Source organism: Gelidimonas denitrificans (assembly GCF_055694065.1).
Map to the genome: position 1 here is coordinate 3211337 of NZ_CM146350.1, position 24409 is coordinate 3235745.

Consider the following 24409-nt stretch of genomic DNA (forward strand, 5'->3'; position numbering starts at 1 on the left):
TGCGAATCAAAAGGTGATGGCAACGGCCGCAAGAGACGCAAGAGCCGCTTCGGACTTTTAAAAATAGCAAAACAAACCCAAATACGATTAAAACTATTTGACCACTGAAGGGTGCTTCATCCCTTTCAGCAGTCTGGCGCCACCTTTTTTCATGAGCTTTTCGCATACTGCCGCCAATCCGTTTGCTACGCTATTCCATCCTTCTGATCGTGGTATCCATTTGTTCAGAGCTTTGCCTTTTTCCGGCAGGGCATTCAAGGCACCAAGGGCGGTCTTGGTCCAGCGGCACGTCTCCAAAATCACTGGCACGACTACTGTCTTGTCCGCGTTGTGCAATTCCAGCGCTTTCGGGATTTCGTGTGTGGTGATGTAGTCTGTAGAAAGCGCAGCGCTGCTGGCCAGAATGATTACGACGTCAGCCTCTGTTAGTTCTTTCTGAATGGTGTCGTCCCAGTCGGCGCCGGGATCGATCATCCGGTCATGCCACAGGCCAGCCAGCAGACCCTCGTTCATCAGCATTTTAAGTTCGGATTCCAGCCGTTTGCGCTGGTTCACATTGCTCTTTGAGTAGCTGATGAAAACCGTAGGCTTCCAAACATCATCGGAGCGGGCGAGCTTTTCGGAATACTCATTGTTTGGCTCGGCGGGATCCACCATCACCGTCCCCTGGTCCTTTGTAGGAACGCCGGTTTGCTTCCGATTTTTTTCGTCCAATTCCAGAGTCGCGGTCGCCATCCATGTGCCCTGAACCTGCGTTTCCTCGGTCGGGTCAAGTCCGCGAATCTCCGCATGGATATCTCGCATCTCTGCCTGGCATAGTCCAGCCAGTTGCTGGCGGGCTTTGGTCGGTCCGGTTACGGTGATCATTACCTGTCGATCCTGCGCTTCCGTGCGGATCAAGGCACGGGCATTTTCACGGTTTAGAATCACGCCGCTGGCCCATTGCTGCTTATCTCCGTTCACCTCTTCGATAAACTCATGCAGCCGCACGATGGCACGTGCCACCAGCCCTTCCGGCAGCGCCTGATAGGTATAACGTAGGCGGGTCGTGTCGGCGGCGGCGCGGAAGGCCGCCACGCCTTTGGGTTGCTGGTCGGGCAGTGCCTGCGGCACCAGCCAGACACCGCCGTTCTCGTCTTTGGCACGTGGCGCGTAGGCGATCTCGAAGCGTTCCATAATCTGCACCAGATAAGCGCGCATCTTTGGATCCCTTTCCGACCGCAGCACCACATCCACATCAGCCTGCGTCAGTACACCAGCCTGTTTTTCTGCACGGCGCACCAGCCCATAGACATTCTTTGTCAGCCACTCCGGTTGCAGTACTGTGGCCTCGCGCAGGCGGGGATCGTTGCGGTAGTTCAGCGCGGCTCCCAGATGGTGCAGAATTTCTGCCAGCGAATCCTGCTGCCCTTCATCCCTCACCCCATGTTCAGCACATAGCGCACGATATTCGGCATAACTGAGATGCGCCCGCTTTTTACGGCCGGTGGTCAGAGCGCGGCGTACTGCATCCCACGACTCGGGAAAAGGCTCGCGCACCCATTTCAGGCGATCCACCTCCCGGCACAGGGCAGTTTTCAATTTGGCGATGCCCTTGTTTGACTGGCAGTCAATCTCCACGAAACCACGGATGAAGGGATAGCGTTCCTGCAAGGCGCTGCGGTCCACCTTGGGACGGCAGCCGGGCATGTCCCATTTATTGAGCGCGATGATTACCGGCGGGCCGTTGCCCTGCTCATCCGTGCCAAAGGCCTTGATCAGGCGCAGCCAGTATTCGGCATCATCGCGTTCGTTATTCTCGCGGCCCGTGAGTACCACCACATACACGCTGCGCACGCTGAAGAAGAACTGGTGCAAGGCGTGAGTGATCACTTGTCCGGCAAAATCCCAGACATGCGCTGTGACTGGCGACTTCTTGCAGCCGTCCATGATCCAGTCGCAAAGGGCGATGCCCGGCGTACTTACTTCGTCATCATTGAACGGCAGGCCCTGCAAGGCTTGCACCGTGCTGGTCTTGCCAGCGCCGCCCCGGCCCACCATGATCAACTTCACTTCGTTCAAGGGACGGGTCTTGCCTGTTCGCGTGCCGAAATAAAAATCCAGTATCGACTTCGCTGAGGCCCATCCTTTGTCAGCTTGTCGCGGATCCGGTCCGAGCACGGAGGGCGAGAGCTTAAGGGCAGGATTGCCATGAAGGAGCAAACGCTTCAACTGTGGCAAATTCCTGAGCCAGCCCGGCAGCTTGCTCAATTGATTGCTGGCGAGGTTAAGCGCCGTCAGCGCCGTGAGCTGGCTGATCTCCGGCGGCAGACTGCTCAATTGATTGCTGGCGAGGCCAAGCGCCGTCAGCGCCGTGAGCTGGCCGATCTCCGGCGGCAGACTGCTCAATTGATTGCTGGCGAGGCCAAGCGCCGTCAGCGCCGTGAGCTGGCCGATCTCCGGCGGCAGACTGCTCAATTGATTGCTGGCGATGTCAAGCGCCGTCAGTGCCGTGAGTTTGCCGATCTCCGGCGGCAGACTGTTCAATTGATTGCTGGCGATGTCAAGCGCCGTCAGTGCCGTGAGTTTGCCGATCTCCGGCGGCAGGCTGCTCAATTGATTGCTGGCGATGTCAAGCGCCGTCAGTGCCGCGAGTTTGCCGATCTCCGGCGGCAGGCTGCTTAATTGATTGCTGGAGAGGTTAAGCGCCGTCAGTGCCGCGAGTTTGCCGATCTCCGGCGGCAGGCTGCTCAATTGATTACTGAAGAGAATAAGTGCCGTCAACGCCGTGAGTTGGCCAACCTCTGGCGGAAGGCTACTTAGTTGATTGTCAAAGAGGAAAATCGTGGTCAGCGCCGTGAGTTGGCCGATCTCCGGCGGCAGGCTGCTTAGTTGGTTATTAAAGAGGTAAAACGCCGTCAGCGCTGTCAACTGGCCGATTTCCGGCGGTAGCGAGCTCAGTTGATTGCCGAAGAGGAAAAGCGCATTTAGTGCTGTCAGTTTTCCGATCTGCGGTGGCAGGCTGATCAGTTGGTTACCGGCGAGGTTAAACTCAGTCAGTTCTGTCAGTCGGCCGATCTCCGGAGGTAGGCGCGTCAGTCCGAGGCCGCTTAAATCGAGCCTAGTGCCGCCTTTTTTGCGGCAGGCTTCAATTCTCTTCAGGGCCTTGTTGTAGGCTTGTTGCTGCTCTAGAGTCATGACGGTATCTGGCATCGGATTTTTCTTGTTGGCATAGTAATAAGCAATGGAAGCCGGTCAGTGGATAGAACATTCAACCACGCGAGCCAGAGTATCCACCTTCGTAATTATGTCAGTCAAGCAACTATTTCAATCTACTGATACTAGAAACGCACCGTGGTATTCGGTGGACATGCGCGGTGCTGTAAAGCAGCACATCGTAGTGCCGCATCCTTTGTCATGCTGTGTACCAAATTTCGGTAGCCGATTTGTATGCGCAGAAAATCAGTGCAGCCAAGAATGGCGTTTCCAAGTCCGGGAAAAATTTCGTGCTTGAAGTTGCGCAAAACTATGCGCGCCACCATCCGGGCAAGCCTCCGATTACGCCAGATGCATAGCATCAACCCCTTCCAAATGGCGTGACGCGCATCCTTTAAAATATCATTTAAGTGTGTATGATACACATCACGATGAAAAGCGCTGACCTGATAAAACTGTTAAAAAAGAATGGCTTTGAGGTCGTTCGCATCAGCGGCAGCCATCACCAACTCAGGAAAGAAGGCCGCCCGGGGGTTGTGACCGTGCCGCACCCCAAAAAGGATTTGGGCGTCGGCTTGGTCAAAACGATTTTGAAACAGGCCGGATTAAAGGAATGATGATGCGATACCCAATTGTGATTGAACCGGGAGATGAAAACACAGCATACGGCGTGGTGGTGCCGGATCTGCCCGGATGCTACTCGGCCGGCGACACCCTGGATGAAGCGGTGACCAACGCGAAAGAAGCAATCGAGCTGCATATCGAAGCACTGCTTAGCGCAGGCGAACCGCTGCCGGCCATTCACCGATTGGCCGATCATCAAGCCAACGCAGACTATGCCGGATGGGTCTGGGCCTTGGTCGAAATCGACATGAGCCGACTGGAAGACGTGACCGAGCGGGTAAATATCACGTTGCCGCGCCGGGTGCTGCATATCATCGATGAGGCTGCGAAGCGGGCCGGCGAGAGCCGTTCCGCATACCTGGCCAGGGTAGGCGTGACCGAGGCGACGCATTACAGCTCTGCACATGGCTGACGCTTCAGTCTGCGATACCTGTTTGCGCGAGTTGGCTGCGTGAGCAAGAGCGCCGCTGGACGCAACAGCATGCTGATTTCAATCGCCGCGTATAACCAGACCGTGGAGACTGAAGAGTTGCCGCTGGAACGGTGGCGCGGGTTTTGAGATGGCGCGTTTTGATGGGGCAGAAGCCGCATCAAAATTTAATAATACCGACTTATGTATTTTTCATTATCACAATGAATACATGCGGTAATTGCACTATTTTTAACTATACTCCAGTTATTTTGCAATATCAGCGATGCCAAATGCAGCCGATTTGGGTGTAGTAGGGGTTTCGAATGGCGGGCCATTCGAAACCCCTACTACACCCCTACCGCTAGCTATCTGCTCATTGCACTGCGGCGCCAGTTTCCATCGAACCGCCGCCCAACGCGCGGTACAGGTCGATCGCATTGGTCAGGCGCAACAACTGCACCTGCACCAGCGTCTGCTCGGCGGCGAACGATTGGCGCTGGGCGTCGAGCACGTCGAGCGAGCTGGCGATGCCATTGCGAAAACGCGCTTCGGAGAGTTTCAGGCGCTCGGCTTCGGCGTCCTTGACTGCGGCCTGGGCCTCGATCTGTTCATCGAGCAGGCTGCGCGCCACCAGCGCATCGGAGACTTCGCGAAAGGCGACTTGAATCGCCTTTTCGTAATCGACAATCGCCAGGTTTTTGCGCACTTCGGCCAGATTCAAATTACCCCGGTTGCGCCCGCCATCGAAGATCGGCAACACCAGCTGCGGCGCGAACGACCACGCGCCGGAGCCGGCATCGAACAATCCCGACAACGCACCGCTGGCGGTGCCGGCGCTGGCGGTAAGTGAAATACGCGGGAAGAATGCGGCCCGTGCTGCGCCGATATTGGCGTTGGCGGATTTCAATTTTTGCTCGAACTGGCGGATATCGGGGCGGCTGGCCAACAGGTCCGACGGCAGTCCGGCCGGAATTTCGGCGATGATGTTTTGCGCCGACAGCGGTTGTGCCGGCGGCAGTTCGGTCAACGGCTTGCCGACCAGCAGCACCAGTGCGTTTTCCGCCTGGGCGCGCTGGCGCGACAGCGTGACTAGCGCTACTCTGGCCGTCTGCAGCAGGGATTCTTCGCCACGCAAATCGAGCGCGGAACTGGCGCCGACTTCAAAGCGTTTCTGCGCCAGCTGGTAGCCGCTATTGCGCGCATCGAACGATTGCTGCGCCAGCGCACGTTGTTCGGCAAACCCGCGCTCGGCCAGATACGCCTTGGCGACTTCCGACACCAAACTGATTTTGACTGACTGACGCGCTTCTTCGGTGGCCAGATATTGCGCCAGGGCGGCGTCATTCAGGCTGCGCACCCGGCCGAAAAAATCCAGCTCGAACGAGGCCAGGCTGACGCCGACGTCGTAGCGGCTGCCGATGCCGGCATTGCCACTTTGCGACGTCAGACTAGCCGGCGTCTTGCTGCGCGATCCGCTGGCAACGCCGTTCAGGTTCGGCAACCGGTCGGCCGACTGGATGTTGTACTGGGCCCGCGCTTCTTCGATCCGCAGGGCGGCTGTGCGCAAGTCGCGGTTGTTGTCCAGCGCGCTGGCGATCAGCGCCTGCAGCCGCGCATCCGTGAAGAACTCGCGCCAGCCGATGTCGACCGCCGAGCGGCTGGCGGCATTGTCCGTTGCGGCGTTGTCGGATGCGGTGCTGTAGCTGGCAGCCACGGGCGCATCGGGGCGCACATATTGCGGCGTCAGCGAACAGCCCGACAGTACGCCGGCGACCAGCAACAGGGCCGGCAATGCCGACACGGCTGGCAGCGCTGACATGCGTTGCTGCACGGATTTAAAAATTTTCGATTTAAACATTTTGGATTCAAACATTCTCATTCTCCACATCGATTTTCTTATGGCTCGCGTACATCTTGCGTTGCCGCTCGCTGCCCTTGAACAGGGTGCGCACCACGACGAAGAATATCGGCACCAGGAACACTGCCAGCAAGGTGGCGGTAATCATGCCGAACATGACGCCGGTGCCGATCGCGCGCTGCGCGGCCGAGCCGGCGCCGCTGGCCAGCACCAGCGGCAATACGCCGAGGATGAAGGCCAGCGAAGTCATGATGATCGGCCGGAACCGCAAGTGCACCGCTTCCAGCGTGGCTTCGATCAGGCCCTTGCCTTGCGCCTGCAGGTCTTTGGCGAATTCGATGATCAGGATCGCATTCTTGGCCGACAGGCCGACCACCGCGATCATCCCGACCTTGAAATACACGTCGTTAGGCATGCCGCGCAAGGTCACGCCCAACAGCGCACCGAGAATCCCGAGCGGCACCACCAGCATCACCGCTACCGGAATCGAGGTGCTTTCGTACAGTGCAGCCAGCACCAGAAATACCGCCAGCAGCGACAGTGCGTACAGCATCGGCGCTTGCGAGCCGGAGGTCTTTTCTTCCAGCGACTGGCCGGTCCATTCAAAGCCGAAGCCGGGCGGCAGTTTGGCCATCAGCGTTTCCATTTCGGTCATCGCATCACCGGTACTGGAGCCGGGAGCGGCGCCACCGGAAATCTTCATGGCCGGATAGCCGTTATAACGAATCAACTGCACCGGACCGGTGAGCCAGTGCGAAGTGGTGAAAGCCGAGAACGGCACCATCTCGCCCTTGGCATTGCGGGCGTACAGTTTATCCAGATCTTCCGGCTGCAAACGCTGCGGCGCATCGGCTTGCACGATCACGCGCTGCTGACGCCCCTGATTGGGGAAGTCATTGGCATAGCTGGAACCGAGCGACGTCGAGAGCACGCTATTGATATCGGCAAACGTAACGCCGAGCGCATTGGCCTTGTCGCGGTCGATATCGAGCTGCAGTTGCGGCGCATCTTCCAGCCCTTCCGGCCGCACCCCGGCCAGCACCTTGCTCTGTGACGCCAAGCCCAGCATCTGATTGCGCGCCGCGACTAACGCATCGTGTCCAACCCCGGCGCGGTCCTGCAAGCGGAAGGTAAAGCCGGTGGCGTTGCCCAGTTCCGCAATCGGCGGCGGGTTGACCGGAAACACGATGGCATCCTTGATTTTCGACAGCGCGCCCATGGCCCGGCTGGCAATCGCATCGGCCGAATCTTCCGGCCCGCGTTCGCTCCAGTCCTTCAGCGGCGTAAATGCCAGGCCGGCATTCTGGCCGCTGCCTGAAAAGCTGAAGCCAGTCACGGCGACGATATGGGCAATGCCGGGCTGTTTCAGGTAGTAATCTTCCACCTGTTTGACGACTTCAAGCGTGCGCTCGGCGCTGGCGCCTGGCGGCAACTGCATGTTGGTTACCAGGAAGCCTTGATCTTCGGTCGGCAAAAACGATGCCGGCAAACGCACGTACAGCAAGCCGACGCAGAGCACAATCAAGCCGTACACCAGCATGTAACGCCCGGCCTTGCCCAGCATCTTGCCAATAAAACTTTGGTAACCGGTGGCGGTGCGGCCGAACCCGCGATTGAACCAGCCGAAAAAACCAGTTTTTTCGTGATGATGGCCGGCCTCGACCGGTTTCAGAAGCGTCGCGCAGAGTGCCGGCGTCAGGGTAAACGCCATCAGCACCGAGAAGAACATCGACGCCACCATCGAGAGCGAGAACTGGCGATAAATCGCACCGACTGCGCCGCCGAAGAACGCCATCGGGATGAATACCGCGATCAGCACCAGTGTGATACCGATCAGCGCGCCGGTAATTTGGCCCATCGCTTTACGGGTGGCGTCGCGCGGCGACAAACCTTCTTCGCTCATGATGCGCTCGACGTTTTCCACCACCACGATCGCATCATCGACCAGGATACCAATCGCCAGCACCATGCCGAACATGGTCAGCACGTTGATCGAAAATCCAAACAGCAGCAAGGTGGCAAAGGTACCCAGCAACGCCACCGGCACCACGATGGTAGGAATCAGCGTGTAGCGGATATTCTGCAGGAACAGGTACATCACCAGGAACACCAGCACAATTGCTTCGAGCAGGGTCTTGACCACTTCTTCAATCGAAATCTGCACGAACTTCGAGGTGTCGTAAGGCACCAGGTACTGGATGCCGGACGGGAAATATTTCGACAACTCTTCCATCTTGGCATGCACTGCCTTGGCGGTGCCCAGCGCATTCGCGGTAGGCGACAATTGCACCCCGATTGCCGTAATCGGCTTGCCGTCGATACGCGCTGAAGTGGCATAAGCCTGACCACCGATTTCAATCCGCGCTACATCGCGCAGCCGCACCATTGAACCGTCGGCATTGGCGCGCAGCACGATGTCGCCGAACTGCTCGGGTGTGGATAACTGCCCGGAGACCACGATAGTGGCGGAAATCTGCTGCCCGGCAGGGCTCGGCAAATCGCCCAGGGTGCCAGATGCGACCTGGGCATTCTGGTTCTTGATCGCGGTGGAGACATCGGCCGGGGTCAGCTTATAGCCGACCAGCTTGGCCGGATCGATCCAGATCCGCATCGCCCGTTCGGTGCCGAACAACTGGGCTTGCCCGACGCCAGGCAGGCGCTTGATTTCATTCAATACATTGCGCGACGCATAATCGCCCAGCGCAATCGGATTGAGACTACCGTCTTTGGATGCCAGCGTGATGAACATCAGGAAATTGCTGCGCGATTTGGTGACTTGCACGCCTTGCTGTGTGACCGCTTGCGGCAGGCGCGCCTCGACCCGTTTCAGGCGGTTTTGCACATCCACCGCTGCCAGATCGGGATTGGTGCTGGTGGAAAAAGTCACCGTGATCTGCACCTGGCCGTTGGCCTGGCTTTGCGACTCTATATATTGCAAGCCTTCGGCGCCGTTCATTTCCTGTTCGATCAGGCTGGTGACGCTATCGTCCAGGACTTGGGCGGTGGCGCCCGGATAGTTCGCCGTCACCACGATGGTGGGCGGGGCGATGCTCGGATATTGCGATATCGGCAATTGCGTAATGGCCAAGATGCCGGCCAGCATGATGAAGATCGCCAGCACCCACGCAAATACCGGTCGATCAATGAAGAATTTTCCCATTTTATGAATCCTTATTGCGCTTTTGCGGTTGGAACAACTTTGGGAGTATCAGTCTTTTTAGCGCTATTTTGTTGCGCAGAAGGCACTGTGCCTTTGGCAGTATTTGCCGCTTGCGGCTGCCATGGCACGACCTTGACGGCAGCGCCCGGCTTGATTTTTTGCAGCCCTTCCACCACCACCCGGTCACCGGCTTTCAGTCCATCCTTGATCAGCCAGTCATTGCCCTGCGCGCTGCCGGTTATCACCGTACGCACAGCCACCTTGTCGTCGGCTCCGACCACCATCACAGTAGCGCCGTCGGCACCGCGCGTAAGCGCTTGCTGCGGCACGCTAATGGCTTGTTCCCGGATGCCCTGTTCCAGCTTGGCGCGCACATACATGCCAGGCAACAGGCGGCGGTTCGGGTTCGGAAATTCAGCCCGCAAGCTGACCGCGCCGGTGCCTTCATCCACGCTCACATCGGAAAACAGTAGCTTGCCCGGCAGCGGGTACGACGTGCCATCTTCCATCACCAGCGTGACCGCAGCCTTGCCCTGGCCTACGCTTTGCAGTTCGCCGTTGGCCAGCGCGCGCTGCAGTTTCAGCAGATCGGTGCTGGATTGGGTCAGGTTGACGTAAATCGGATCGAGTTGCTGAATCGTCGCCAGTTGGGTGGCTTCACCTTGGCCGACCAACGCGCCTTCAGTCACCAGCGCACGGCCGATGCGGCCGGAAATCGGCGCGGTCACCCGGGCGTAACCGAGATTCAGGCCGGCGGTGGTGCGCGCCGCCTTGGCTGAGGCGACGTCGGCGGCAGCCTGTTTCTGCGCGGTGCCGGCGTCGTCATATTCCTGCTTGCTCACCGCATTGATTTCTATTAGCGGCTTGTAACGCTGCAGCTTCAGATTGGCCTGCGCCAGGTTGGCCTCGGTCCTGGCCAGTGCCGCCTGAGCACTCTCGAAAGTAGCCTGATACGGGGCCGGATCGATCCTGAACAGCAGCTCGCCCGCCTTGACTTCGCTGCCCTCGCGGAATTCACGTTTCTGCACGATGCCGGCTACGCGAGCGCGCACTTGCGCCACCCGGGTGGCTTCCAACCGGCCCGGCAATTCGTTGCTGATGGTTAGCCGCTGCAATGCCACCGTCATCACCGACACTTCGGGCGCTGGCGCGCCGGGTGCGGCCGCGGCCTTGGGTTTTTCGCTGCAGCCGGCGAAAATGGATAACACGGCGAGTACGGCAGCCAGGCGCGCAAAGCGTTGATGTGATGTCATAGAACTCTCATACGGTAATGGTTGGCAAACCACCTGCTGCGCTGGAGCGGCAGACAAATGGATGGGGCGAAGACGGAAATAACTACGACGCCAAAAGACGAAAATCCCAGTATATAAAAGGTGATGGGTGAAATCCATCGCTCTTCAACTGCTGTCAAAAAAGGATGGGTTTCGCCCATCCTACATATATTGCTTCGATGCTGCTGGTGCAGCGGGAACTCGGGCTATTATATATACATTCGTGAATGTATGTTAAATTGATGAGCGATTGAAAATCGTTATCAATGATTCCCGTAATATTAAGTAATGCCAGCCTGTCGTGCCTGCTCTATGGGCAAACCAGGACATTCAAGGACATTCATCATGGCAAGATGTACCAAGGAAAAAGCGCTGGAAACCCACGAGCGCATTCTCGATGCGGCCGAAGACGTATTTAATGCCAAGGGCGTGTCGAACACTTCGCTGGCCGACGTGGCCGCCGCCGCGGGCGTGACGCGCGGCGCGGTTTACTGGCACTTCACCAACAAGGCCGATCTGTTCGACGCGATGTGCCAGCGCATTCGCTCACCGATGGAAACCATGATCGAAGCGACCGCCAACGCCAGCACCAGTGATCCGCTGGGCCAGTTGCGCGAGGCCGGCCTGTTCGTGATGCGCCAGGCGGTCGAAAACCCGCATAACCGCAAGGTATTGACGATCCTTTCCCATAAATGCGAATTCGTCGATGTCAACGATCCGATTCTGATTCAGCGCCGGGAGTGGCTGGCGCACGGCCAGTTCAACCTGGAGCGCATCCTGGCCAATGCGAAAGCCAAAGGGCAAGTGCCGGCCGATCTGGATCTGCGCCTGGCCGCGCTGATGCTGCATGTCACGTTCGACGGCCTGCTCCATCTGTGGTTGTTTGCGCCGGAAAAATTTGATCTGGTAGCGGACGCCGAAAAGGTTCTCGATGTCGCAATGGCCAGCTTGTATAGCGGCAGCAAATCACTGCGCACGCCCGGATGACGTAGCGCTACTTCTCCCTTACACTACAAGCATGCCAAGCAAACAAGACCCCGCACTCACCGTTGACCGCCTTGACGGCAACGGCGTGACGTTGCGCGCGTCCGGCATCTGGCTGGTGCAAAAAATGGCGCAAAAAAAGGTCATGCAGGCGCTCCGTGCCAGCGTCCAATCGATCCCGCCCGACAGTAATAGCAACGACATGCAATGGGATTTATCGCAGATTGATCGCCTAGACCACATCGGTGCGCAATTTTTCTGGAATTTATGGGATAAAACCCGGCCAATCAAGCTGACGCTGGCGCCCGAACATGAAAGCTTTTTTGCGCGTTTGGCAGACGCCAGCCATCTCGCATTGCCGCAGCAGCCAGCGCAACGGCTGCTGCCACTGGTCACGCTGGGCGGCAGCGTACTGGATTTTTTCGAACACATCCAGAGTTTCATCGGGCTCATCGGGCAACTGGTGCTGGACTTCGGCCAGTTCGCGCGCAATCCCGCACGCGGCCCGTGGAAAGAAATTTCGGCGAATATCTTCCATATCGGCTTTCAGGCGCTCGGCATCACCGCCTTGGTCGGGTTTCTGATCGGCGTGGTGTTGTCGTACCTGTCGGCGCAGCAATTGCACACCTTCGGCGGCGACATTTATCTGGTCAATATCCTGGGCATGAGCATCATCCGCGAACTGGGACCGCTGCTGGCGGCGATTTTGGTGGCCGGGCGATCCGGCTCGGCGATTACCGCCCAGCTGGGCGTGATGCGGGTTACCGAAGAACTTGATGCGATGCTGGTGATGGGCTTGCCGCACGGCTTCCGGCTGGTGCTGCCGAAAGTCATTGCGCTGGCGATTGCGATGCCGTTGCTGGTGATCTGGACCGACGCGATCGCGCTGATCGGCGGCATGACGGCGGCCCAGCTGCAACTGGATATGTCGCCCAGCTATTTCATCCAGTCGCTGCCGGATGCGGTGTCGCTGCCGAATTACTGGATCGGACTCGGCAAGGGCGTGGTGTTCGGCGCACTGATCGCGCTGGTGTCGTGCCATTTCGGCTTGCGCATCAAACCGAATACCGAAAGCCTCGGGCACGGCACCACTACCTCGGTGGTTAGCGCGATCACGGTGGTGATTCTGGCCGATGCAGTGTTTGCGATCGTCTTCAGCGGAGTCGGCTACTGATGACTACCGCCCCGATCATCGAACTGCAGGATATCTGCATGCGCTTCGGGCGCAACGTCATCCTCGAGAACCTGAACCTGAGCGTCCAGCCGGGCGAAATCCTGTCGCTGGTGGGCGGCTCCGGTTCCGGCAAAACCACCGTGCTGCGCCAGATTCTCGACTTGCAGCGCCCCACCGGCGGTAGCGTGCGGGTCTTCGGCGAAGATATTCAGCGCACCAGCGTGCAGCAATTGCAGGCGCTGCGCCAGCGCTGGGGCATGCTGTTCCAGCACGGCGCGCTGTTTTCCTCGCTGTCGGCGTTCGAGAATGTGGCGCAACCGCTGCGCGAATTGCGCTATTTGCCGGAAGACCTGATCCGCGACACCGTGCTGCTCAAGCTCGGCATGGTCGATCTCGGCCCGCAAGATGCGCTCAAGATGCCGGCCGACCTGTCCGGCGGCATGGTCAAACGGGTCGCGTTGGCGCGCGCGCTGGCGCTGGAGCCGGAACTGCTGTTCCTGGATGAGCCCACCGCCGGTCTCGATCCGGACATGTCGGAGACCTTCGTGAGTCTGATACGGTCGCTGCACCAGGAACTCAAACTGACGGTGGTAATGGTCACGCACGACCTCGATACGCTGCTGGCGCTGTCGAGCAAGATTGCGGTGCTGGCCGACAAGCGCGTGATCATCAACGCCGCGCCTGCCGAAGTGATCGCCTTCGAGCACCCGTTCATCAAGGATTTCTTCCACGGCGCACGCGGCCGCCGTGCGCTGGAAGCATTGGATACTAAAATGGAAACCCATCATGGAAAATAAATCACACGCGCTGATGGCCGGCCTGTTTACCGTTGCGCTGTTGGTTGCAGCGGTGTTTTTCGCGCTCTGGTTCAACCGCGACCGGGTCGATCGGGTGCCTTACATAATGACAACCACGCTGGCGGTGTCTGGCCTCAATCCGCAGGCAACGGTGCGCTATCGCGGGCTCGATGTCGGTCAGGTCGATGCGATCGGCTTCAATCCGCGCCAACCTGGCGAAATTCTGGTCCAGATCAGCGTCGATCCGCACACCCCGATCACGCAGTCGACCTTCGGCACGCTCGGCTATCAGGGCGTGACCGGGATCGCTTATGTCGAGCTGGACGACGACGGCAGCAAGCCGGCGCACTTGGCCAGCAACAAAAGCCGCCCGGCCCGCATCGAAATCCGGCCCAGCATCCTCGACAACATCCAGAGCCGCAGCGCTGCAATCCTGAAGCAGACCGAAGCCCTGACTGCCAATTTCAACGCGCTGCTGGCGCCGGCCAACCAGCAAAAAATCATCGGCGCCATCGATCACATCGGCAGCGCCGCCGCTACGCTGGAAGCGTTGCCGCGACAGCTGGAGCCAACCCTGGCGAAACTGCCGGCGCTGGCCGACCAAGTGCAACAGGCCCTGACATCGATCTCGGCGCTGTCCAAAGACGCCAGCGCGCTGACGGTCGATCTGGCCAAGACCAGCCGGCAACTGCAGGCCGCTGACGGGCCGCTGGCCAAAATCACCGATACCGCGGACCACTACAGCACGATTGCCGACAACATCGAGCGCGATACATTACCTAGGATCAATGTTCTGACCAGCGAAGCGCGCAGCACGATGCAGAGCCTCAACCGCAGCATCGAGAAATTCGGCGAAAACCCGCAAAGCATCCTGCTCGGCGCGCCCGATCTGCCGCCCGGACCGGGCGAAGCGGGCTTTCAGGGCAAGTAAGCGATTGCACCTTAGACATATTGAAATATGTGACAGTATAGGAAAAAAGAATATGTTTTCCGCACTATTTCATTGGCAGTTGAAAAATACGCTGGCGTGTATATACGCAATACGCCAGCCCGTAAGCCGCAGCGCACAATAACGCCAGACCAAGGACCCGCCATGCATCCATTCCAAAAAACCGGCCATTATTTGCACCCCGTACTGCTACTGCTGTGCATGCTGGTGGCCGGCTGCGCCACCCGCGCCCCGCTCAATCTGTACGATTTCGGCCCGCTGCCGGTGGCAAGTACGGCCAGTGCGGACAGCGCCGGTACGGTAGCGAGCACCCCGCTGCCGGCGCTGTCGATTGCCAGCGTGGATGCGCCCGCCGCGCTGAACAGCCCGCTGATGCGGTACCGGCTGGCCTATGCCAGCGACTTGCAAACCCGTTCGTATGCCGGCAGCCGCTGGAGCATGACGCCGGCGCAATTGCTGGAGCAGCGCCTCAAGGCGCGCCTGGCGCAAGCCGGCACCGTGGTGTTGTCGGGCCGCGAAAGCGCGGGTACGCTGCCGCTGCTGCGCATCGAAGTCGATGAAATGATCCAGAACTTCAGCAGCCCTAACCAGAGCGACGCGCAACTCGCGCTGCGCGCCACGCTGTTCAAGGGCCGCACCCTGCTGGCGCAAAAGTCCTTCCGCCAGCGTATAGCCGCATCCAGCGCCGACGCCGGCGGCGGCGCGCAGGCGATGGCCAGCGCCAGCGATGCATTGATCGGCGAAATGATGGCGTGGCTGGCCGAGACGCCTGTATCACCTGCACCGCTGCAAAAATAATCGATGACCGAAGAAGCGCCACTGCAACCTTCGCCGCTGGCACGCATCACGCTGCTGGCTTACCTGTTTCTGATCGTCTATGCCAGCTGGTTTCCATTCTCGGGCTGGCGCGACGTCGGCCTGCCGCCATGGGGTTACCTGTGGGCGCCGATGCCGAAATACTGGACCAAATTCGACGCCCTGATCAACATCGCCGGCTACATTCCGCTCGGCATGCTGATCGTGTACGCGCTGCATCCGCGGGTCAAGAAAGCCGGCGCGGTTGTCCTCGCGATTCTGGCCGGCGCACTGGTATCGGGCGCGATGGAGGCGGTGCAACAATATCTGCCGAGCCGGGTTTCCTCGATGCTGGACTTTTACACCAACCTCGGCGGCGTCTGCATCGGCGCGCTGCTGGCGACCTGGAGCGCGGCCGCGCTGCTGGAACGCGGCCGCCTGCGCCTGCTGCGCCAGCAATGGTTTCAGCATCAGGCCAGCAGCGGCATGATTCTGCTGGCGCTGTGGCCGCTGGCGCAAATTTTCCCGCAAGGCTACTTGTTCGGTCACGGCCAGCTGCTGCCGATCCTGTCGGACTGGATCTCGGATGCGCTCTCTGACTGGATCCCGGAGACGCTAACGGACTCACTCACCGGCTGGCAAAGCGATCTGCTATCGGCGCCGATCCATCTGAACGCATTTCTGAGCCGCAATCCTGAGACTAGCGCGGGGCAATACTGGTTGCTGGAGACGCTCATTACTGCGTCCGGACTGACCGGCGCGGTGTTGCTGCTGCACTGCCTGCTGCGCAAGAGCGCGCCCAAAGTGGCGCTCACGCTGATGTTGATCGGCGCTGCGCTGGCCACCAAATCGCTCGCCAGTGCCTTGCTGTTTGCGCCCGAAAATGCCTTTGTCTGGCTCACCACCGGAGCCCAGGGCGGTCTGCTGGTGGCGGCGCTGATGCTGTCCGGGCTGATCTATACGCAGCCCGTGATCCAGCGCCGGCTGGCGGTACTGATGCTGACAGTGAGCTTGCTGGCGGTCAACAGCGTGCCCGTCAATCCCTACTTCGTGGCGACGCTGCAAGCCTGGGTGCAGGGGAAATTCCTGAACTTCAACGGCGCCGCACACTTCCTGTCGCTGTTATGGCCGTTTTTAACGCTGTGGTTTTTGTTGCATCCGCTGCACCGCGTCAAGCGCCAGTAGCCGGAAGCACGGCCGCAAAGCAATTCCAAAAATAAAAAAACCATGCGCCAATCCACCCGCCCCTGATCGTCGACGACGATACGAAATCCGTACCCTGCTTTGCAATTAGCAGGCCGATTTCGGTATCGCATCGCACAGCGCTGGCCGGTGAACATTACGATGTAGTGATTCTGGACTTGACGCTGCCGGGAGAAGATGGCTTGACGCTGTGTCGGCAGTTGCGTGCGGCAACGCCTTGCAAAGACAAAGAATATCGCAGCCGTACCGGTATTTAATTAGCATGCTAATATATATCAAGCTAATTAAAACTCCAGGCAAATTCGCATGCAAAGTTTCGACCATACCCTGATGCACCTCACGATGGCGCTCACGCAAGTGGCGCGCGCCTACAAGTCCGCCGCCGACAAAATGGCCAGCGATTTCGACCTGTCGCATGCCACTGCCTGGCCGATTGTGATGATTGGCCGGCTCGGCGATGGCGTGCGCCCCGGTGCGGTGGCCGACGCCTTGGGGCTGGAACCGCCTTCGCTGGTGCGGGTCATCGACCAATTGGTCGATGCCGGCCTGGTCGAGCGCCATGACGACAGCAGCGACCGTCGCGCCAAGACGCTGCATCTGACCGCTAGCGGACGACAATGCGCATCCCGCCTCGAAAAGGCATTGATTCCGTTTCGCCGCAAGCTGTTCGATGGCATGGATAAATCCGAGATCGAGACCTGTGCCCGCGTATTGGAAACGCTGCACGTCGCACTGACCGGAACTGAAGTCGCGCAAGGGGGCCGGAAAGCATCGTGAAACGCCCCACTGCCGGTGAGATTCTGTACTCGCTCAAGTGTTTCTCGGCATCGATGCTGGCGCTGTATCTGGCTTCCCGCATCGGCTTGCCGCGTCCGTTCTGGGCCATGATGACCGCCTACGTGGTTGCCAGCCCGCTTGCAGGGGCGGTGCGCTCGAAGGCGGTGTACCGGATCGGCGGCACGCTGCTCGGCTCGACCGTCACGGTGTTGCTGGTGCCGCAGCTGGTGAATGCTCCCGAGTTGTTGTCGCTGGCACTGGCTTGCTGGGTCGGCGCCTGCCTGTATTTTTCGCTGCTGGACCGCACCCCGCGCTCCTATGTGTTCATGCTGGCCGGCTACACCGCTGCCCTGATCGGCTTTCCGGCCGTGACCGAGCCGGCGACCATATTCGATGTTGCATTAGCGCGAGTCGAAGAGATCAGCCTCGGCATCCTGTGTGCGACCGTGGTGCACACCCTGGTATTTCCGCAAAGCCTGGGCCCGGTGCTGCTGGCGCGCGTGGACCGCGCGATCGGTGATGCGCAGCGCTGGATTCACGATGTCATGACTGGCAACGATTCGGATCATGGCGTGCGCGCCCGACGCACGCTAGCCGGGGATATCACCGAATTGCGGCTGATGTCGACCCATCTGCCGTTTGATACCTCGCACCTGCGCTGGACTTCAGGCACGATCCATACGATACAAGACCGGCTGGCAATCATGCTGCCGACGCTGTCAGCGGTAGAGGATAGGCTGCAGGCAATCCATCAGATCGATGCCGCCAGCCTGACACCGCGCTGGCGCGATGTGATGCGCGACATCGCGGCATGGGTGCAGGATGGCCAATCCGCCAGGCCCGAGACAGCGTTGCGCTTGCGCGCAGCGCTGTCCGGCCTGACGCCGGATATCGGGCCCGACGCCGGCTGGGACGAAATCCTCCGACTGAATCTGGCAGTGCGCCTGCGCGCGCTGGTCGACGCCGGTGCGGCATGCCTGGAGTTGCGCCGCCATCTCGATGCCGTCCTGCATGGCACCCTGCCCGCCGGGCCGCAGCGGCAAGCCAGCCAGTCGCCCGCAGTGTTGCATCGCGATCACGGCATGGCGCTGCGCTCGGCGTTCGCGGCCGTGATTGCGATTGCCGCATGCTGCGCATTCTGGATCGCCACCGCCTGGCCGGCCGGATCGGCGGCAGCGATGATGGCTGCCGTGTTCTGCTGTTTCTTCGCCACCCAGGACGATCCGGTGCCGGGCATCCGGCTGTTTCTGAATTACACCCTGCTGTCGATTCCGATTTCGGCGTTTTACCTGCTGGTGGTGCTGCCGGCCGTGCATAGTTTCGAGATGTTCGCCTTTGCTGCAGCCCCGATTTTCCTGCTGCTTGGGATCTACGCAGCCCGACCCGCAACGAGCCTCCAGGCAATGGCGACGCTGTTCGGCGTAGCCGGCATGATGAGCTTGGAGGATACCGGAACTGCGGACATGGTTTCATTCATCAACGGCATGCTGGCGCAGGTGCTCGGCGCCATTGCCGCCGTGTTGTTTACCCGCCTGCTGCGTTCAGTGAGCGCGCAATGGACTGCGCGCCGGCTGCTGCGCGCCGGCTGGAGCGAATTGGCCCAGATGGGCACAGCCGAGCGTGCGCCCTCGGTGATGGAGGTTTCGGCACGCATGCTCGACCGGATCGCGCTGCTGACGCCCCGCCTGGCCATGAATGGCCAGCAACAGGATTTAAGTGCGGTCGATGCGCTCGGCGATCTGCGGGTCGGGCTGAGCATCGCGCAATTGCGCAACCTCCAGCCGCGGCTGGAACAGGATGGCGTGCCGCTGCGGCCGCTGATGCAAAACCTATCGGCGCACTTCCGCCAGCAGCACATCCAGCCTGCCGCTGCTGCAACCCCTGCGTTGCTCGATGACATCGACGCCACGCTGCGCGCCGCCTGCGCAACTGCGTCCGGCAAGGAACGGCTGCGGGCGATTGCAGCGCTGGCCAGCATCCGGCGCGACCTGTTTCCGGCTGCGTCGCCTTACCAACCATTTATCCGCGTACCTGAGGAATCCCGATGATCGGCGAATTCAGCCTTTACGGCATCTATATTCCCTGGATTTTGCTGTTGTGCCTGCTGTCGCTGGCCTGCTCGCGCACTCTAAGCTACCTGCTGGCGCGGCTGGGCTTCTACCGGCTGGTATGGCATCCGGCGCTGTTTGACTTTGCCTTGTTCATCATCATTCTGGGCGGTTTCACCTTCCTCTTACCGAATCAGGTCTACTGACATGTCCATCAAATTTTCATTGCCGGCGATTGGCCGGGTCGCCGTGACACTGGCCGCCGTAGCCGCCGCCCTTGCCATCGGCTGGCGCCTTTGGCAGCACTATGAAGTCGAACCCTGGACCCGCGACGGCCGCATCAGGGCCAATGTGGTGCAGGTGGCGCCGGATGTCACCGGCCAGGTAACGGCAGTCCACGTGCACGACAACCAGCGTGTCGCCACCGGCCAGGTGCTGTTCGAGATCGACCGGGCCCGCTTCGAACTGGCCCTGCGGCAGGCTGAAGCGGCCGAACAGGCGCAACGCGTCGCGCTGGCGCAAGCCCTCAGGGAAGCCCGCCGCAATACCGAACTGCACGAACTGGTCGCGCAAGAAGTGCGCGAGCAGGGCCAGTCGCATGTCGAGCAAACCCGCGCCGCACTGGCGCAGGCACTGGCCAATCTCGATCTGGCCAGGCTCAACCTGGCGCGCACCCGGGTCGTGTCCGTAGTCAATGGCGTCGTCACCAATCTCGACCTGCAGCCCGGCACCTATGTCACTGCCAGCCGTCCGGTCATGGCCTTGGTCGACCACGACTCGTTTTATGCCGAAGGCTATTTCGAGGAAACCAAGCTGCCGGGGATTCAGGTCGGCGATCCGGTGTCGGTAGCGCTGATGGGCGAGAAGCAGGCACTGAGCGGGCATGTGGACAGCTTTGCGCAAGGCATCGCCGACCGCGACCGCAGCACCGGCAGCAATTTGCTGCCGAACGTCAACCCCACCTTCAACTGGGTGCGGCTGGCGCAGCGCATCCCGGTACGCGTGGCGCTCGACCGGGTGCCGGCCACGATCCGGCTGGTGGCCGGGCAGACCGTCACGGTGGAAGTCCACCACAAGGTCGCACTTGCCGCTGCCCGTTGATGCAGCACTCGATAGCCAGGATGTTTGACACCATGAAATCAGCCTGCATCATGCGCACGGTCATCGCCGTTGCGCTACTCATGGCAGTAGCTGCCTGCGGCACCGTCGGCCCCGATTACCATGTGCCGTCGCAAGCGGCAGCCAAGCTGCCGGCCGCTGCCGGCCAGTTTATTGGCGCGGCGGAAGCGCCATTCCAGGCCAGCCCGCTGCCGCCGCAATGGTGGCGCCTGTATCGGGATGAAACGCTCGACCGGCTGATTGCACAAGCATTTGCCGCCAATACCGATTTGCGCATCGCGTCAGCCAACCTGGCGCGCACACGGGCGCTGCAAAATGAGGCTGAAGCAGCGGGCCGCCCTGCGCTTGGCGTCAATGCCGCACCGGCGTATGGGCGGCCCTCCGCCGCGGCGAATGGCTTGAGCGCAGCGCTGCCGGATGCCTGGTCGCACGATGCCGGCGTCAGCGTGTCGTATCAAATCGACCTGTTCGGCAAAATTGCCCGGGCGGTCGAAGCGGCCGGTGCCGACACCCAGGCCGCCCAGGCCGGCTACGACCTGGCGCGGGTGACGGTGGCGGCGGAGACCGCGCGCGCCTATGTCGATACCTGTACCTCCGGCCAGCAAATCCTGGTGGCGCAACACTCGCTCGGCCTGCAGCAGCAATTCGTGCAACTGACCGAACAGCGGGTGCGCGCCGGACGCGGCACCCCTTTGGATAGCAGTCGCGCCCACAGCCAGCTGGAACAACTGCATGCCGCAGTGCCGCCGCTGCTGGCGCAACACCGCACTGCGCAATACCGGCTGGCCGTGTTGACCGGCGACCTGCCCGGCATGCTGCCGAAGGATGTCGATCAGTGCAGTGCGGCGCCACGGCTGACGTCGCCAATTCCGGTTGGCGATGGCGCAGCGCTGCTACGCCGCCGTCCCGACATTCGCCAGGCGGAACGCGGCTTGGCTGCTGCCACCGCGCGCATTGGCGTGGCGACGGCCGAGCTGTATCCGAGCATCAGCCTCGGCCTGTCGGCCGGCAGCAGCGGCACGCTGGCGCAGTTCGGCGCCGCCGATGCCCTGCGCTGGAGCCTGGGGCCGCTGATATCGTGGACACTACCAGCAACCGGTTCGGCCCGCAGTCGCATTGCCCAGGCCGAAGCGGGCAGCGACGCCGCATTGGCGCGCTTCGATGCCGCCGTGCTGAATGCATTGCGTGAAACCGAAAGCGCGTTGACGGTCTATGCGCGCGAGCTCGACCGGAATGCCGCGTTGCAGGCGGCACGCGACCAAAGCGCGCTGGCGTCGGGGCAGGCGCGCAGCCTGTACCGCTACGGCCGTACAGATTTCCTGACCACGCTGGATGCCGATCGCACCCTGGCCGCCGCGGAAAGCACACTGGCGGTATCGGACGCGCAATTGGCGGCGGATCAGGTGAGCTTGTTCCTGTCCCTTGGCGGCGGCTGGGAGCCGGCCGCGATTGCCGCCAACCAAGCACAGAGGCCGGCGTCGCGCTGACGCCGGATACCGGCCAGTCCCCCACTTGGTGGCGACGCTGCAAGCGCGGCAGCGACGCAATGCCATGCATTGAATGAAAATATTAAGGGTATGCACAAAAAATATTAGCTTTATGCTTTCTTTTATTGAGCCTTTAAAAATACATGCATATGTATATTTAAAGCATCCCGGATGCCCTGCAGAAATGCAGCGACCGCGCAGGCGGTCGGTCCGGGGTTGGCGCCCTGAAGACTTACGCCGGGACGCCCAAGATCACACTGGATGCCTTGAAAATCGCGCTGGCCTTGACGCCCACCGCAAGCCCGAGCGCGCTGCAGCTGGCGTTGGTGATGATGGCAGCAACCGCGCCACCGCCGGCCAGCGCGATCACGACTTCGGTGTTGACCGCGCCCGGCTGCACGCGCGAGACGGTGCCGCTCATGCGATTGCGGGCGGAAAACTTCGCGTCCGCGTCTTCCGTCACCAGAATGATCGAAGATGCCTTGATCAGTGCGAACGCTTCCGCCCCGGGGCGCAAGCCAAGCCCCTTGGTACTATCCTGCGTGACGATGGCGACGATCTTCTGACCGCCGCCGATTTCCAGCTCGATCTCGTCGTTGACCGCGCCTTGCTTGACATGCGTGACCTTGCCCATAAACTGGTTGCGTGCGCTGGTTTTCATAGTCAGTCTCCTGATGAGTAAAAAATCGTCCGCGATCCCCTCCGCTTGCGCCTGACGGCTGAGTTGATCGACAAAGTTGCGGTGCTCGCGTTCGATGATTCTGAAATTCGCCACCAACTGCGCGCCGCGCCGGGTCAAGTGGGTGCCGCCGCCGCCCTTGCCACCGGTCAGGCGTTCCACCAGCGGCTCGCCAGCCAGATTGTTCATGCTGTCGATGGCGTCCCAAGCCGCCTTGTAGCTCATCTTGATGGCCTTGGCCGCCTGGGTAATCGAGCCGCATTCGGCGATGCTGGCCAGCAGCGCGACGCGCCCCGGACCGCCGAAATTCTCGCCGCCCACCATCATCCATACCGAACCGCGCAACTCGATGAATTTATCTTTGGTCTCCATGTGCTTTATCCGCCTTATCTATTTGAGATTCTTTGCGTTGCGCTGGCAAGCCGCATATAACAATGCGCAAAACAGTGAGTAAAAAACTCAGTCCGCAAAATCCGTAATTTCCAGTGAAACATCGCTGCTATTGCCGGCATCGATTGCACCTTCGCGCAGTTCCAGAACTTGCTCGCCAAACACCCGCGCATCCTCCGGGTCATGGGTAATCAGGATCATCGGCACCTGCAGACGCCGCTGCAGCGCATCCAGTTCGCTGCGCATGCGCACCCGCAGCGCCGGATCGAGCGCGGCAAACGGCTCGTCCAGCAGCAGCACTTGCGGTTGCGTCACCAAAGCGCGCGCCAGCGCGGCGCGCTGGCGCTGGCCGCCGGAAAGTTCGTCAGGGAATTGATGGGACACATGACGCAGATGAAAAGCGTCCAGCCAATAATCGACCGCCGCGTGCTGATCGCGCTCACATGGATTGAACCAGCCGCGCGCCAGGCCGAAGCCGACGTTCTGGCGCACGTTCAGGTGCGGGAACAGCGCGTAGTCTTGAAACAGGTAGGCCACATTGCGCGCCTGCGGGGCCAGGTTGATGCCCGCCTGCGCATCGAACAACGTGCTTTCGCCCAGGCGGATATGACCGCTGTCGAGCGTCATCAAACCGGCAATCGCCTTCAGCGTCAGGCTCTTGCCGGAGCCGGACGGCCCGATGATGACAATGCGCTGACTATTCGAGCGCAGCTGCACGTTCAGGTGGAAAGTGCGCTTGCCGGAGCGCAGCGTCTTACGGATATCGATGTCAAATTGCATGCGTTTCACCCACTATCCCACTATCGATTGACGATCCGGCCGGGAGCCAGTCGGCCCGCCGCCAGCAGCACCACCACGCAGACTGCCGAAGTGATCAACACCAGGGTATTGGCCACGCCGTCCTGCCCCGCCTGCACCGCTTCGTAGACCGCGATCGACAAGGTTTGCGTTTTGCCGGGAATGCTGCCGGCCACCATTAGAGTTGCGCCGAACTCGCCCAGCGCCCGCGCAAAAGCCAGCAGCACGCCGGCCAGAATGCCGCGCCAGGCCAGCGGCAGCGTGACCCGGAAAAAAATGCCGGCTTCGCTGATACCCAGCACCCGGGCCGCTTGCTCCAGTTGGCCATCGACCGCTTCGAAGGCGGCGCGCGCCGGTTTGAACACCAGCGGGAAGGCCACGATGGCGGCGGCGATCACCGCGGCCTGCCAGGTGAAAATCAGATTGATGCCGAAATTATCAAACAGCCACGCGCCCAGCCAGCTGCGCCGCCCCATCAGCACCAACAGGTAATAGCCCAGCACGGTGGGCGGCATCACCATCGGCAGCGTCAGCAGCGTATCCAGCAAGTCGCGGCCGGGGAAACGCAGGCGCGCCAGCGCATAGCCCACGGCGATGCCAAGGACGAGGTTGATCGCGGTGGCGCAACCCGCGACTTTCAATGAGAGGGTGAGTGCGATCGATGCCGAATCCATATCGAATCTATGCGC

General features: G+C 60.6%; 20 protein-coding genes. 13 read left to right on the plus strand and 7 right to left on the minus strand.

Annotation, left to right across the window (positions count from 1 at the left end; all coding sequences use genetic code 11):
* Positions 1-93: 93 nt before the first annotated feature.
* Positions 94-3192, minus strand: coding sequence for a COR domain-containing protein (locus FKCLFG_RS14920; RefSeq protein ID WP_472613852.1), 3099 nt, complete (start codon positions 3190-3192; stop codon positions 94-96).
* 434 nt (positions 3193-3626) lie between these two features.
* Here FKCLFG_RS14920 and FKCLFG_RS14925 point away from each other — a divergent pair, with 434 nt between their 5' ends.
* Positions 3627-3812 carry a type II toxin-antitoxin system HicA family toxin gene (locus FKCLFG_RS14925; RefSeq protein WP_472613853.1) on the plus strand — a complete coding sequence of 62 codons (186 nt, stop codon included), beginning with the start codon at positions 3627-3629 and terminating at the stop codon, positions 3810-3812.
* 2 nt (positions 3813-3814) lie between these two features.
* Entirely contained in the window at positions 3815-4231 is a 417-nt protein-coding gene (locus FKCLFG_RS14930) for a type II toxin-antitoxin system HicB family antitoxin (protein WP_472613854.1), read from the plus strand.
* A 373-nt stretch (positions 4232-4604) separates the two neighbouring features.
* On the opposite strand, the gene FKCLFG_RS14935 is transcribed toward FKCLFG_RS14930, so the two are convergent.
* From FKCLFG_RS14935 to FKCLFG_RS14945, 3 genes are read right to left on the minus strand one after another with little or no spacing between them, the layout of a single operon-like run.
* The gene (locus FKCLFG_RS14935) at positions 4605-6050 is read right to left on the minus strand and encodes an efflux transporter outer membrane subunit (RefSeq protein WP_472615875.1); all 1446 of its coding nucleotides are present in this window, start codon (positions 6048-6050) and stop codon (positions 4605-4607) included.
* Positions 6051-6096: 46 nt separating this feature from the next.
* Positions 6097-9249 carry an efflux RND transporter permease subunit gene (locus FKCLFG_RS14940; RefSeq protein WP_472613855.1) on the minus strand — a complete coding sequence of 1051 codons (3153 nt, stop codon included), beginning with the start codon at positions 9247-9249 and terminating at the stop codon, positions 6097-6099.
* A gap of 11 nt (positions 9250-9260) precedes the next feature.
* Positions 9261-10502 (minus strand): efflux RND transporter periplasmic adaptor subunit, encoded by a 1242-nt coding sequence (locus FKCLFG_RS14945; protein ID WP_472613856.1) that lies wholly within the window; start codon positions 10500-10502, stop codon positions 9261-9263.
* Positions 10503-10865: 363 nt separating this feature from the next.
* Between FKCLFG_RS14945 and FKCLFG_RS14950 the strand changes: the two genes are divergently transcribed.
* From FKCLFG_RS14950 to FKCLFG_RS15000, 11 genes are all read left to right on the plus strand, one after another.
* Complete coding sequence (locus tag FKCLFG_RS14950; protein ID WP_472613857.1) at positions 10866-11507, plus strand: TetR family transcriptional regulator; 642 nt, start codon at positions 10866-10868, stop codon at positions 11505-11507.
* 31 nt (positions 11508-11538) lie between these two features.
* Entirely contained in the window at positions 11539-12678 is a 1140-nt protein-coding gene (locus tag FKCLFG_RS14955; protein WP_472613858.1) for an MlaE family ABC transporter permease, read from the plus strand.
* Complete coding sequence (locus FKCLFG_RS14960) at positions 12678-13475, plus strand: ABC transporter ATP-binding protein (protein WP_472613859.1); 798 nt, start codon at positions 12678-12680, stop codon at positions 13473-13475. The genes FKCLFG_RS14955 and FKCLFG_RS14960 overlap by 1 nt, the downstream gene beginning before the upstream one ends.
* Positions 13465-14406 carry an MlaD family protein gene (locus tag FKCLFG_RS14965; protein ID WP_472613860.1) on the plus strand — a complete coding sequence of 314 codons (942 nt, stop codon included), beginning with the start codon at positions 13465-13467 and terminating at the stop codon, positions 14404-14406. Before FKCLFG_RS14960 ends, FKCLFG_RS14965 begins: the two co-directional genes overlap by 11 nt.
* A gap of 162 nt (positions 14407-14568) precedes the next feature.
* A complete protein-coding gene (locus FKCLFG_RS14970; protein WP_472613861.1) occupies positions 14569-15222 on the plus strand; it encodes an ABC-type transport auxiliary lipoprotein family protein in 654 nt (217 codons plus the stop codon).
* Between the two features lie 3 nt (positions 15223-15225).
* Entirely contained in the window at positions 15226-16404 is a 1179-nt protein-coding gene (locus tag FKCLFG_RS14975) for a VanZ family protein (protein ID WP_472613862.1), read from the plus strand.
* A gap of 324 nt (positions 16405-16728) precedes the next feature.
* Positions 16729-17199, plus strand: a complete 471-nt coding sequence (locus FKCLFG_RS14980) for a MarR family winged helix-turn-helix transcriptional regulator (protein ID WP_472613863.1) — start codon at positions 16729-16731, stop codon at positions 17197-17199.
* A complete protein-coding gene (locus tag FKCLFG_RS14985; protein ID WP_472613864.1) occupies positions 17196-19247 on the plus strand; it encodes an FUSC family protein in 2052 nt (683 codons plus the stop codon). The genes FKCLFG_RS14980 and FKCLFG_RS14985 overlap by 4 nt, the downstream gene beginning before the upstream one ends.
* Positions 19244-19453 (plus strand): DUF1656 domain-containing protein, encoded by a 210-nt coding sequence (locus tag FKCLFG_RS14990; RefSeq protein WP_472613865.1) that lies wholly within the window; start codon positions 19244-19246, stop codon positions 19451-19453. The genes FKCLFG_RS14985 and FKCLFG_RS14990 overlap by 4 nt, the downstream gene beginning before the upstream one ends.
* A 1-nt stretch (position 19454) precedes the next feature.
* Positions 19455-20348: an efflux RND transporter periplasmic adaptor subunit gene (locus FKCLFG_RS14995; protein ID WP_472613866.1), complete on the plus strand. Its 894-nt coding sequence runs from the start codon at positions 19455-19457 to the stop codon at positions 20346-20348.
* 32 nt (positions 20349-20380) lie between these two features.
* Positions 20381-21853 carry an efflux transporter outer membrane subunit gene (locus FKCLFG_RS15000; RefSeq protein WP_472613867.1) on the plus strand — a complete coding sequence of 491 codons (1473 nt, stop codon included), beginning with the start codon at positions 20381-20383 and terminating at the stop codon, positions 21851-21853.
* Positions 21854-22085: 232 nt separating this feature from the next.
* On the opposite strand, the gene FKCLFG_RS15005 is transcribed toward FKCLFG_RS15000, so the two are convergent.
* The 3 genes from FKCLFG_RS15005 to modB form a co-directional block, all read right to left on the minus strand.
* On the minus strand, positions 22086-22904 hold the full coding sequence (locus FKCLFG_RS15005) for a TOBE domain-containing protein (RefSeq protein ID WP_472613868.1): 819 nt from the start codon (positions 22902-22904) through the stop codon (positions 22086-22088).
* 87 nt (positions 22905-22991) lie between these two features.
* Positions 22992-23702 (minus strand): ABC transporter ATP-binding protein, encoded by a 711-nt coding sequence (locus FKCLFG_RS15010; RefSeq protein WP_472613869.1) that lies wholly within the window; start codon positions 23700-23702, stop codon positions 22992-22994.
* A gap of 20 nt (positions 23703-23722) precedes the next feature.
* Positions 23723-24394, minus strand: coding sequence for a molybdate ABC transporter permease subunit (gene modB, locus FKCLFG_RS15015; RefSeq protein WP_472613870.1), 672 nt, complete (start codon positions 24392-24394; stop codon positions 23723-23725).
* Positions 24395-24409 lie beyond the last annotated feature (15 nt).